We start from the raw sequence: 12004 nt of genomic DNA, 5'->3' as shown, positions 1-12004 counted from the left end.
CTACGACGTCGTCTCCGCGCTCTCTAAACTCTCAAACCACGCCATCACCCGACGGCTCGAGGCCCGCGAATAGTTCACTGTATGAGCCCCCACAGCCTCGCACGCGCTCACCTGGGAATCGTCCATCAAGTTGACCCAGATCGGCGTCCCCTTCGCCACGCGTTCGGCGACCTGCTCCACGTGCGCGAGCCTGCCGGTGGTGATCATCACTGCGCGCGCCTGGGAGAGATTCAACGCTTCCAGGGCTCGCGGATCATCAGCGTCGCCCCACACCACCTGATAGCCTCGCTCCCGCAGGTGCGAGACCTCCGCCGGGTCATAGTCCAGCCCCACGGCCTGCATCTGCGTCCTTTTGATCTTCTCCATCAACATCGAACCCGCCACCCCCAGCCCGATCACCACCACGTGATCTTCAAGATCGGTGCCCCCCTCAACAGCCCGGGGCCGCGGATGAAGCCGCATCCCAAGAAGCACCATTCGGCGAGCGGAGATCCAGGGCGTCAGCCCGATGGTCACCACGGTGACCAGCGTAATGATCGTCAACGTCCCCTCACTGAGCTGACCGCTGGCTACCCCCTGCAGCGCTACCACCAGCGAAAACTCACTGGTTTGCGCGAGCAAAAGCCCCGCCTCGACCGCTCCGCGCGTTGTAAACCCGGCGCGCTCCGCCACAAACACCACCACCACCGGCGTCACCACCCACAGCAAGACGATCAACCCCAACCCGATCCGCAACTCATCCAGCGAGGGCACCACCAGAAACGCCCCCAACGCCACAAAGAAGAGCGCCATAAAGAAGTCGATCAGGGGTCCGATCAACCCCCGCACCAACGCATTGGTGGGAAACGAAGAGAGCGCCAACCCGGCAGCAAAAGCACCGACAATAATCGGCACCTCCACCAGCGATGCCAGCCCCAGCATCGCAAAGAGCGTGGCGACGACCACCAGCAGACCGATCTCATCGTCGTCTTCATACCGATCGATCACCCGGGGCAGCACCTGCCAGTAGAGCAACGCCGAGAGTCCCATCAACAGCGCGCCTCCCCCCACCCGCTGCGCCACTACCGCCGGCCCCTGGGGCAACCCCGAGACCACCACAAGCCCCAGAATGATCAGCACATCCTGCAGCAGGAGCACTCCGAGGATCATCCGGCCCAGGGGCTCAAAGATCTGGCGCCGCTGGCGCAGCAAACGCACCACCACCAGCGTCGAGCTCGCCGCGACCGCCAACGCCACATAGAGCGACTCCTCCACGCTCTGGCCCCCCACCCACAACACCACCATGGCCAGGCCCCCGAGCAACGCAAACTGCGTCAGCCCCACGCGCCACACCGCCCCCACCTGCTCGCGCACCCGCGAGGGGGCCATCTCCAGCCCCGCGGTGAACACCAGAAAGGTCAACCCCATCTCCAGCATCGCACCGACGACCTCGCGGTCGTCGAGCAGGCCGGTGAGCGAGAAGAGCAACCCGGCCACGATCAACAGCGGCATCGCCGGGATGCGCAGCCAGCGCCCCAGCCCGAAGGCCACCGCCGCTCCAAACACAATGACCGCGACCTCAATCATTCCCAGACTCCTGGCCCTTTCCGTTTTCCAACAACGACGCCTTGAGGCGCTCCCACTCCTGCTCGACCGCATCGGCTCGCGGCGTGATCAGGTAATCCACCCCCAGCTCTTCAAGCTCCGAGATGATCGCGCCATCAAACGCGTGAATCGCCACCGGCACACCCGCACGCCGGGCCTTCAGCGCCACCACCCGGTTGGTGTCATCAATATGCAACGCGCTGATGATCGCCCGCGCATGCTCAAGCCCCGCCTCCTCAAGCACCGAGCCGTGCTCCACATTGCCCAGGATCGTCTCCGCGGGAAGATCGCTCAGCTTGGCGACATCCGTATCGATCGCCACCACCTGCTCCCCACAACTCTCAAAATAGCGCACAAGCTCTCGCCCCAGGGGGTTCATCCCCACGATGATCACGTGGTCGCGCGCTCCTTCTTCCCGCTTCGCCTCCTCCGGGTTGCCCGACGCACCGAACATCTTCAGCGCCCCCTTCTTCTCAACCCAGCGATAGAGCGGATCGCTGTACTGAATGAGCATCGATGAGAGCGCAATCGTCGTCAGCCCCACCACCGCCACAATCGAGAGCACCTCTTCGCCGATCAGCTGCGCGGAGAGCGCCATCGACGCAAAGATAAATCCAAACTCGCTGATCTGCGCCAGCGACACCGCCGTTTGAAACGCCGTCCGCTCGCCATAACCGCTGCGCCCCACGCTCACCATGAACATCACGAACTTGCCCACCATCACAAACGCCGAGAGCACCAACGCCACCCCCAGCCCCTGGCGGGCCGAGCCCAGATCGACCTGCAGCCCCAGCGTCACGAAAAAGATCGCCACAAAGAAGCTCATCAGGGGGTGAACGCGCCGCTTCAGCTCCTCGCTGTAGGGCAGCTGCGCCAGACTCAGCCCCGCCAGAAACGCTCCGATCTCCAGGCTCAAATCGAGCACGTAGCTCACGAGCACGAACACAAAAAACCACCCCAGACTCCACATAAAGAGCGTCTCGGCTGAGCGCGCCGCCCAGGCCATCGGCCGCGGTAGCACCCAGCGCGAGGCCGCCAGCGCCGCGACCATCAACACCGCCGTCCCCCCCAGCGCAAAACCCACGCTCGAGAGCAGCGCCTTGACCCCCACATCGGTGCCCCCCTCGGCGACCCCGGCGAGCACGGTGAGCGCGAGCACAACGACGATGTCTTGCACCAACAAGATGCCCACCGCGATGCGCCCGTAGAGCGCGTCGAGCTCCCCCTTCTGATCGACGAGCTTAACCACCACCACGGTGCTGCTGAACGTCACGGCGATGCCCAGCAGCAGCGCCTGCATCGGCTCGTAGCCCAACGCATAGCTGATCCCGAACCCGCCGGCCGCCGAGAGCCCCACCTGCGTCAGGCCCGCCACGGCTGCGACCTTTCCGACGTCCCGGATCTTCTCCAGGCTCAGCTCAAGCCCCACCACAAAGAGCAAGAGCGCAATACCCACCTCACCGATCAACTCCACGGCGTGCGTGACCTCGAGCAGCCCGAAGATCGGCCCCAGCAAAAGCCCCGCCACAATATACGCCACGATCGAGGGCACCCTCAGACGATCGGCCAGCAACACCACCAGGGTCGAGGCGCAAATGATCCACCCCAGATTTTCCATAAACCCGGGCTCCATCATCCCCACACCTCGCCAGCTGCAACTCCGCGCACAGGCGCGCGCACGCCATCCTTCATCACCACATCCATAGTCACTCGCGTTACTGTCATCTCATCCATACAAAGACATCCGCCACCAAGAGTGCGCACATTCGGCGGGCATTCAACGCCGCATCGCGCGTGCAGCCCCCGCGCGTCGACACTCGTTTCTATTTGTATTAGGCTGCTCGGCGATGGTGATAACCCGTAGTGATCCACGTCCCGACGTCCGGGCGTGACGCCAAAATTTTCGGCAGGAGACTTCGCAATGACCCCACGCTTCTCCCTCTTCGCGCGCACCGCGCTCACTCTGAGTGCGGCGGCGAGCCTGTTCGGCTGTGAGCCCCAGTTCAACGACCAGGTCTGCGAGAGCGACCAGGACTGCTTCCCCGATGAAGCCTGTCAGGCCGGCGTGTGCGTGCTGCGCACCGAACTTCCCGATGTCGGCCCTGACGCCGAGCTGAACGTCTGCGGCGGCATCCAGGAGTTGGAGAACGCCCCGGGCGATCCCTGCGGCCCCTGCAACCTGGACCAGTACCAGTGCGAGGGTGCCGAGCTCGTCTGCTCTGGCGAGACCCCCTGCCCCGAGACCGACGTCATCACCACGACGCCCACCGACATCACCGCCGACGGCGCACAGCTCAATGGCGAGCTGGCCGAAATCCCTGTCGAGGGCCTCAGCGAGCTGGGCTTTTGCTGGTCCTCCACCGAGGCCAACCCCACGCTGGACAACGCCGACTGCATGGCCATTGAGACCGTGCTCGAAGCTCCCGGCACCTTCACGTTGCCTGTCGAGGGGCTCAACCCGGGCACCAGCTACAACGTCGCCACCTACTTCATCGATGGCGACGCCGACTCCGGCTACGGCAACACGCTCGCGTTCATCACCCTGGCTCCCTCGCCCGCCAACGTTGCGGCGACGGTCGAGGGCGACGTCATCACCCTGACCTGGGATGAATCCGACGGCATCGTCGAGTATGAGGTTCTGCGCGATGGCACCTCCATCGCCGTGGTCAGCGAGACCACTTACGCCGACGAAGACGCGCCGGCGGGCACCCTCTCCGGCTACGAAGATCTCAGTGCCACCCAGGGCACCGAAACCGGGGGCGTGCGCCTGACCTGGTCGGCAGCCGCAGGCAGCGCCAGCGACGAGCTCAGCTACGAAGTCATCGCGTCCTACCCCGACGCCGACAGCAATCCCTCGGAGGCCGTCACCGCGCAGCTACCCGCGCCGACGCCGACCTCCTACGAAGTTCAAATCGACGACGGGGCCTGGATCGACGTGGGCCTTGTCACCGAGTACCTCGACGAAGACGCCCCCGAAGGTGCCATCACCGCCGGCACCACCACGGTGAGCGCTGGCGAGTTCGCCGACCGCGTTGAGCTGAGCATCAGCGGCAGCACCACCGAAGACGGCCAACCGCGCCAGTACCGCGTGCGCGCCCTGGCCGACGCCACCACCGGCGCTCCCAGCCCCCAGGTCTCCGGATTCCGCGGCGCCGGCGAGCTCAGCTACCAGTGGCAGCGCACCACCTCGGATGTCGATCAGGAAAGCGACTACCAGGACATCAGCGGGGCCACCGCGGCTACCTACAGCGACTTCGACGCCCCGGCCACCGGTGAGACGCGCTTCTACCGGGTGGTGCTGAGCGCCCAGGGCGCCCCCTCGGTCACCACCGCGGGGCAGGCCGGTTACCGCGCCTTCGGCGCCCAGGTCGCCCTGGTCGACATCACCGACGTGGGCATCAGCGCCGCCACCATCAGCGCCAACATCACCGGTCTGGGCGATCCGGCCGCCACCGAGCACGGCATCTGCATCAGCCCCCAGGCTGGCGTGAGCTTCCCGGCCGCCGGCGCTACCGAATGCGCCTTGCGTGGGGCTCCCACCGCCACCGGCACGTTCGCCGAAATCTTCTCCGACCTTGATCCGGCGACCACCTATTTCGTGCGCGCGTTCATCGTCAACGCCACCGGCACCTCGTACTCTGGCGAGCAATCCTTCACCACCGACCCGGCCATCCCCACGCCGCCGACCAACCTGAGTGCCTCGACCAACGACGCCGACCTCGTCGCGCTGAGCTGGAGCGCCGTCAGCGGCGCCGACGGCTACCGCGTTTACCGTGACGGCACCGAGATCGCCGAGATCACCGACGCCGGACAGACCTCCTACAACGACACCACCGCTGAGGAAGGCACCCTCAGTGCTCCGAGCGGCCTCACCGCCTCCACCACCAACGCCGACCAGGTTGACCTCTCCTGGAGCGCCGCCTCGGCCTCGGCCGGAGACAGCGCCTCCTACACCGTGCGCGCCTTCAACGTCTCTGGCGAGAGCGCCGACAGCAACGCCGCCACCGGCTCGCGCGCTGCGCCCGCCATCACCGGCTACGAGATCTTCCGCAACGGCACCTCCATCGACACCCTCGGCGACGTGCTGACCTACGCCGACACCTCCGCCGACGCGGGCTCGATCGGCGCTCCCATCGATCTTCTGGCCTCCACCACCAACGCCGCCCAGGTCGACCTGAGCTGGAGCGCTGCTGCAGGCTCCGCGGGAACATCTTACGCCTACACCGTCCGCGCCTTAAGCAACGTCGGCCCCTCGGCTCCGTCCAATGAGACCACCGGCTCGCGCGCCGCCCCCGAAGTCACCGGCTACGAGATCTTCCGCGACGAGGTCTCCATTGGCACCGTCGGCCTGGTCACCACCTACGCCGACACCACCGCCGACGCCGGCGCTATCGAAGCCGTCTCGGACCTGAGCGCCTCGAACTCCAACCCCGATCAGGTTGACCTCAGCTGGAGCGCCCCCAACACCCTCCCCGGTGACAGCGCCAGCTACACCATCTTCGCCCTCAGCGCCGCCGGCACCTCCGAGGTCTCCAACCCCGCCAGCGGCTCGCGCGCGGCGCCCGCGATCACCGGCTACGACATCCTCGACGCCAGCGATGACTCCGTGCTCTCGACCGTGCCCTCCGCCGGGTCGGCCGCGCTGGCGGCCAACGCCCCCGACTACACCTTCGACCAGATTGACGGCACCTACGACAGCGGGAACAACGACATGGCGCTCACCATCACCGACGGCACCCCCGTCGACGGTGCGCCCATCACCGTCCGCATCATCGCCCGCGGTGAGAGCGGCATCGACGCGACCGCCTCGGCCGACGCCACGGGCTTCCGCCCCGCAACCTCCCTCACCTTCACCTGGGAGCGCGCCGACCTGTCCTCCGATCCCGTCGTCTGGGAGACCTTCGGAGCCGCAAACGCCGCCAGCGTTACCGACGCCGACGTCGACCCGAGCAAGCTCACCTACCGCGCCACGGTCGACATCGGCACCAGCGTCACCGTCGAGGTTCCCGCGGAGACCCTCACCATCCCCTGAGCGCATTCCGCACTCTTAACAGCTGTTAAACTTGAAGCCGCGCCCGCCCCGGGCGCGGCTTTCATTCTTTTTGAACGTTGCGCTGGCGCCCATTGTGAAATCTTGTAAAATACTGCAATCGCCCCGCGCCCGAAGTTATCCCCGGTGTTATAGTTCCGCCGCGATAGCGTCTGCCGGAGGATTTTTTATGCCGCGCAGATCGTTGCCATACTTCCGATAAGACGCCACGAACATGACCTGTTGTTGAGCACGAGTTCCTGGCGCAAAACTACTGCAGCCGCTCCCTATGGCGAGCGCTCTTTGAGCTTAACTCGCCCCGTATTCGATTTTGCGTCTTCCTGAGGAGACTGTTGGCATGATGGAAAGTGAAGCGACTGTCTTGATCGTCGAGGACGACCCCGGCCTCGCCAGCGCGCTCAGCGAGCTGTTGGAGGTCGAGGGTTATAAAACCCAGGTCGAGCATAATGGCGAGCGCGCCATCGAGCGCATCCGCAGCGAGAACCCCGATGCGGTGCTCCTGGATCTGGGCCTCCCCGACTCCGACGGCTTTGAGGTGTGCAAGGCGGTGCGCCCCGCGTACATGGGCGCCATCATCATGCTCACGGGCTCGCACGGCGACAACGACCACATCCGCGGTCTGGAAGTCGGCGCCGACGATTACGTCACCAAGCCCGTCTCCCCGCCCCTGCTCCTGGCCCGCCTCAAAGCGCTCTTGCGCCGCCTGGAGCAGATCAGCGAGGTCACCGACCTCTCGGTCGCCGGTGGTGACTCCAAAAAGCTCAACATGGGCCCGCTCTTCATCGATCGGCGCGCCCGCCAGGCCACCATCGACGAGACCCTGGTCGAGCTCACCACCTTTGAGTTTGACCTCCTCTGGATGCTCGCCAGGCGCTCCGGCACCACCGTGCGCCGCGACGAGCTCTACCGCCACCTGCTTGACCGCGAATACGACGGCCTCGACCGCACGATCGACGTGCACATCAGCCGTCTGCGCAAGAAGCTCGTGGAGTTCGGCGGCGAAGCCGACTGGATCAAGACGGTCCACGGCAAGGGCTACCAGTTCTTCGTCGCCTGAACGCAGCCGCTCTTTCGAACGCTCACATCGTCGGGGAGACGCGCCAGGGCTCACCCGCCCTTGCTCACCCTCGCTCCCCGGCGATGTCGCGCAGCAGGTAGTCGCGTCGCGCCGCAGAACCCTCGAAGTTCGCCAGGGCGTGCATCATCTTGGTCACCGCTGCCTCCACGTGCAGCCCCCCGCCCCCGATCGCTCCGGCGTCGGCCAGGCGACGGCTGTTCTCGTAGAGCCCCAGATCCACTTTGCCGGCGGCCTGTGTAATCACGAGCACCTCCACCCCCGCCTCCACCGCTCGTGCGACCATCGCCGTCATATCGGGATCGCTCGCCGGCACCGTCCCCATCCCGTAGGCCGCCAGCACCAGCCCTCCGAGCGCGCCCCCCTCAAAGAGCGGCTCAATGAGGGTCGGGCTTAACCCCGGCGTCATATGCAACATCATCACCCGGGGGTCAAAGCCGGGTCGAAACACGTAATCACCCTCCGGGAGACGAAGCCCTGCACTCAGCTCAATATCGACGCCCAGCTTTGCGATCGGCGCGGTCCCCGGGCTATCAAACGCGCGGTAATCGTTGGCGTGACTCTTGGTCGCGCGCGTGCCTCGCACCAGAATCCCATCAAAACAAATACCGACTTCGGGGATCGCTCGCGTCGCAAGCTCCACAGCATCCGCCAGGTTGCGACGCGCGTCGGTGCGCAGCGCCCCCAGAGGCCGCTGCGCGCCGGTGAGAATCACCGGCTTCCCCAGGTTCACCAGCGCAAAACTCAACGCCGCTGCCGTGTACGCCATCGTGTCGGTGCCGTGCACGATCACAAAGCCTTCAAACGCGTCGCGGCTCGCATCGATCTCCCGCGCCAAAGCCTCCCAATGCGCCGGCCCCATATCGCTGGAGTCGAGGTTGAAGACGATGCGCGTCTCAATGGTCGCCAGCTGCTCAAGCTCCGGCACCGCCTCAGTCAGGCGAGTGGCATACGCATCCGGGTAGAGCGGTGAGCCGCTCATCCCCAGCGTCCCGCCGGTGTGCAGAATCAATACGCGTGGCATCCCTTACCTCCTTTCCATCATTGCAGCGCGCCTTGAAGCGCACCGTCTCGCGTCATCGCGCGCCGACTATGCGCCAGCCCATCCTCGCTATCAAGCCAGGAGCTCATCGATCGCGCCCAGCGCCCAGGCCACCGCATCGTCGCGTTTCGACCCGGCCCTCAACGTCCCCACCAGCGTGTGCAGACGGTAGAGCGTCACCACCTCCCAGCCCTGCGTCCACCGCCCCGCGGACCATCTGGCTTCGAGCAGCTGGAGCACCCGCGCGCTCTCCTCACGCCAGCGGCTCAACGCTCTCGATGCCGACCAACGCCCGAGCTCAATCAGCGGATGCCCCGCACGCCCCATCTCCCAGTCGACCAGGCACCACCCCCACGCCCCACCCACACGCCGCCTCACAAAATGCGCGTCCTTCAGATCCCCGTGCATCAGATACGCCGCACCTCCCAGACGCTCCAGCGCCTCCTGACCTGCGACGACCCGCGTGCGCACGCGTGCCAGCCGCCTCTCCCCCAGCCGCCCCACCACAACCTCCTGGCCGAGCGCCCACCGCATAAACCCCTCATACTCCTCGCGATGCGTCGCCCAGCGCGTCGTCAACGCCAGCCCCTCCCCCAACAACCCCGGGCACGGATAGGTGCGCGCGCTGGCGACCCGCACGATCGCCTCGGCCACATCCTCCGGTCCGGGCCTCACATCCGCCTCCCCCTCCACAAACGCGACCAGCGACCAGTACACCGAACGCCCCCGATCATCGCGATCACCTCCACGGTCGATAAGCGCCGGCGCGCCCGCCGCTTCGGCCAGGTCGCGACACACCCCGCACTCCGTATGCCAGGCGCGCTCGTTGCGAACGTAGTCGCAATAGACCGCGCGTCGCCCCTCGTTCAGCGCAACAACCACCCCGGGGTTGGTCCCGCCGGGCAACCTCCCGATCACCTCAACCGGCTCCCAACGGTGCAGACGTCGTCGCAGCGCCTCGCGGTCCAGCGGCTGATGCACAACCAACTCCCAGGGGCGCGCATCAGGCACAGCCGCCACGCGCGACGCTCCCTCCCCGCGACGGGCCCCGTTTCGTTCGTCCTTCGCGTCACTCATGCCTCACTCCGGCCTTCGCTCACCCTGACGATCACCGCATGCTTTGCGGGCATCTCGCCCTATATGCGTCCCGAGCAACGACGAACCTTCATCGACACCCTGGTGCTTTCCAACGCCGGACGGCTGCTTAGGTTCTCGCCGTCTAAAAACCGTCCGGCCGCCCGGCGCGGCCGCATCTTCTCAGGAGTCCCTATGCTTGAACACCTCCCCGCATCGCAACGCGGCAGCACCCGCATCGACTGGCTCAACTCCCGCCACTCCTTCTCCTTTGGCGGCTACCACAACCCCGAACGCATGGGCTTTCGCAACCTGCGCGTCATCAACGACGACATCGTCTCGCCCGGTGCTGGCTTCGGCGCCCACCCCCACCGCGACATGGAGATCATCTCCTACGTCGTCGAAGGCCAGCTCGCCCACCGCGACTCCATGGGCAACGGCTCCACCATCGGCCCCGGCGAGGTCCAGCGCATGAGCGCCGGCACCGGGGTGCGCCACAGCGAATTCAACGGCTCCGACACGCAGCCGGTGCGCTTCCTGCAAATCTGGCTTCCCCCCTCCGAGCCCGGGCTCAACCCCTCCTACGAACAGCGCAAGTTCGATCTGGACGCGGCCCCCAACACCTTTCACCTCATCGTCTCCCCCGACGCCGAAGGCGACGCGTTGACGATCCATCAGGACGCCCGCATCTTCGCCGCGCGCATCGACGAGGGAGAGTCCGCCGATATCGAGCTTCCCGAAGATCGCTACGGCTGGGTGCAGGTCGTGCGCGGCACCCTGAAGGTCAACGGCCAACCTCTCGCCGAGGGCGACGGGCTGGCGGCGTTCCAGGAGCCCACTCTGAGCTTTAAAGCCACCGAAGAATCCGAAGTGCTCTTCTTTGACCTCGCCTGAGCCCCCGCTGCCAACCGGAGGCCTCTTGCACAGGGCCGGAGGCGCGGGCATCGTCGCGCGCGCCACTGGCCTTCTCTCTGCCCCCGGTACTCGTTATGGCTCAGACCTACTTCGCCACCACCCAGCCCGGCCTTGAGGACGCGCTCCTCTCCGAGCTTCGCCAGCTCAAGATCAAAAAACCGAAGGTGCTCACAGGCGGCGTCGAGTTCCAGGCCACCTACGCCACCCTCTACGAAGCCAACCTCACCCTGCGCAGCGCCACGCGCATCTGGCTTCGCCTCGACGAGTTCCGCGCCCGAGACACCTCCGAGCTCTACCGTAAATGCCGGCGCTTCGACTGGGAGCGCCTCCTCGGCCCCGACCTCACCCTCGACATCCGCGCGCACAGCCAGCAGAGCCGCATGGTGCACACCGGCACCATCGCCGAGGTCGTCGCCCAGGCCATCGGAGAGCACTTCACCGACGATCTGCGCCGCCCAGCCCCCACGTTTGGCGACCGCGACGACGCCCAGCGCATCATGGTTCGCATCGAAGGCGATCGCTGCCAGCTCAGCCTCGACACCAGCGGCGCGCGCCTCCAGCAGCGCGGCTGGCGCACCGAGTCGGGCCCGGCCCCCCTTCGCGAGAACATCGCCGCCGGAATGTTGCTCCTCTCCGGCTGGACACCGGACCAGCCCCTCCTCGACCCGATGTGCGGCAGCGGCACCATCCTCATTGAGGCCGCGCTCATCGCTACGAAGACCGCACCCAATCTAGCGCGCAACTTCGCCTTCGAGCGCTGGCAAAACTTCGAGCCCCGAAAACTTCGCGGCCTTCGGGCGAATTTAAAGTCGACGCAGATGACCGACGCAGCCCCCACCCTTCTGGGCTTCGACCAGGATCCGCAGGTGCTCGACGCGGCCGCCGCCAACGCCCGCCGCGCCGGCGTCAACGCCCACCTTCACCTTACGCCCGCCCCCCTCTCCGACCTCTGCGCCCCGGACACCCCGCCCGGCTTCCTCATCACCAACCCACCCTATGGCGAACGCCTGGAGAGCGGCGACGTCTTACCCACGATGATAGAGCGCTGGCAAAGCCAACTCCCCGCCTGGTCGCTCGCCTTCATCTGGCCCCGCAAGCGCGCCGCCGAAGTTCAAAACTGCGCCGAAGGACGCCTGCAAAACGTCGCCACGATCTTCAACGGCGGCATCTCCGTGGATCTCTGGCGGAGCGCCCCCTTGCGCTGAGTTTTTTCACTTTTTTCCACCGCTCACGCAAAACTCGCCGAGCACACACGATAATAGAT

At 66.1% G+C, this 12004-nt stretch carries 8 protein-coding genes; 4 read left to right on the top strand and 4 right to left on the bottom strand.

Translation table 11 applies throughout. From position 1 onward, the window contains the following. Both FRC96_RS01195 and FRC96_RS01190 read right to left on the bottom strand, forming a co-directional pair. Positions 1–1566 carry a cation:proton antiporter gene (locus FRC96_RS01195; RefSeq protein ID WP_230469730.1) on the bottom strand — a complete coding sequence of 522 codons (1566 nt, stop codon included), beginning with the start codon at positions 1564–1566 and terminating at the stop codon, positions 1–3. Beyond that, a complete protein-coding gene (locus FRC96_RS01190) occupies positions 1559–3220 on the bottom strand; it encodes a cation:proton antiporter (RefSeq protein ID WP_146972214.1) in 1662 nt (553 codons plus the stop codon). Before FRC96_RS01190 ends, FRC96_RS01195 begins: the two co-directional genes overlap by 8 nt. Positions 3221–3505: 285 nt before the next feature. On the opposite strand from FRC96_RS01190, the gene FRC96_RS01185 reads away from it, so the two are divergent. Together FRC96_RS01185 and FRC96_RS01180 are read left to right on the top strand one after the other, a co-directional pair. Beyond that, positions 3506–6616 (top strand): hypothetical protein, encoded by a 3111-nt coding sequence (locus FRC96_RS01185; protein WP_146972213.1) that lies wholly within the window; start codon positions 3506–3508, stop codon positions 6614–6616. Positions 6617–6974: 358 nt separating this feature from the next. Continuing rightward, the gene (locus FRC96_RS01180) at positions 6975–7691 is read left to right on the top strand and encodes a response regulator transcription factor (protein ID WP_146972249.1); all 717 of its coding nucleotides are present in this window, start codon (positions 6975–6977) and stop codon (positions 7689–7691) included. A gap of 64 nt (positions 7692–7755) precedes the next feature. Here FRC96_RS01180 and FRC96_RS01175 read toward each other — a convergent pair whose 3' ends face one another. Both FRC96_RS01175 and FRC96_RS01170 read right to left on the bottom strand, forming a co-directional pair. Continuing rightward, positions 7756–8733, bottom strand: a complete 978-nt coding sequence (locus tag FRC96_RS01175) for an asparaginase (protein ID WP_146972212.1) — start codon at positions 8731–8733, stop codon at positions 7756–7758. A gap of 90 nt (positions 8734–8823) precedes the next feature. Next, positions 8824–9828, bottom strand: coding sequence for a phosphotransferase (locus tag FRC96_RS01170; protein ID WP_146972211.1), 1005 nt, complete (start codon positions 9826–9828; stop codon positions 8824–8826). Between the two features lie 192 nt (positions 9829–10020). Between FRC96_RS01170 and FRC96_RS01165 the strand changes: the two genes are divergently transcribed. Then, on the top strand, positions 10021–10719 hold the full coding sequence (locus FRC96_RS01165; RefSeq protein ID WP_146972210.1) for a pirin family protein: 699 nt from the start codon (positions 10021–10023) through the stop codon (positions 10717–10719). Between the two features lie 95 nt (positions 10720–10814). Then, on the top strand, positions 10815–11945 hold the full coding sequence (locus tag FRC96_RS01160) for a THUMP domain-containing class I SAM-dependent RNA methyltransferase (protein ID WP_146972209.1): 1131 nt from the start codon (positions 10815–10817) through the stop codon (positions 11943–11945). Positions 11946–12004: the final 59 nt, after the last annotated feature.

Source organism: Lujinxingia vulgaris (assembly GCF_007997005.1).
In the GTDB taxonomy this organism is placed as follows: domain Bacteria; phylum Myxococcota_A; class Bradymonadia; order Bradymonadales; family Bradymonadaceae; genus Lujinxingia.
This window is presented reverse-complemented; position numbering and strand designations above follow the sequence as displayed.

Coding starts and splice junctions, on each gene's coding strand:
- FRC96_RS01195 (WP_230469730.1), bottom strand. CDS start 1,566: ATGATTGAGGTCGCGGTCATTGTGTTTGGAGCGGCGGTGGCCTTCGGG.
- FRC96_RS01190 (WP_146972214.1), bottom strand. CDS start 3,220: ATGATGGAGCCCGGGTTTATGGAAAATCTGGGGTGGATCATTTGCGCC.
- FRC96_RS01185 (WP_146972213.1), top strand. CDS start 3,506: ATGACCCCACGCTTCTCCCTCTTCGCGCGCACCGCGCTCACTCTGAGT.
- FRC96_RS01180 (WP_146972249.1), top strand. CDS start 6,975: ATGGAAAGTGAAGCGACTGTCTTGATCGTCGAGGACGACCCCGGCCTC.
- FRC96_RS01175 (WP_146972212.1), bottom strand. CDS start 8,733: ATGCCACGCGTATTGATTCTGCACACCGGCGGGACGCTGGGGATGAGC.
- FRC96_RS01170 (WP_146972211.1), bottom strand. CDS start 9,828: ATGAGTGACGCGAAGGACGAACGAAACGGGGCCCGTCGCGGGGAGGGA.
- FRC96_RS01165 (WP_146972210.1), top strand. CDS start 10,021: ATGCTTGAACACCTCCCCGCATCGCAACGCGGCAGCACCCGCATCGAC.
- FRC96_RS01160 (WP_146972209.1), top strand. CDS start 10,815: ATGGCTCAGACCTACTTCGCCACCACCCAGCCCGGCCTTGAGGACGCG.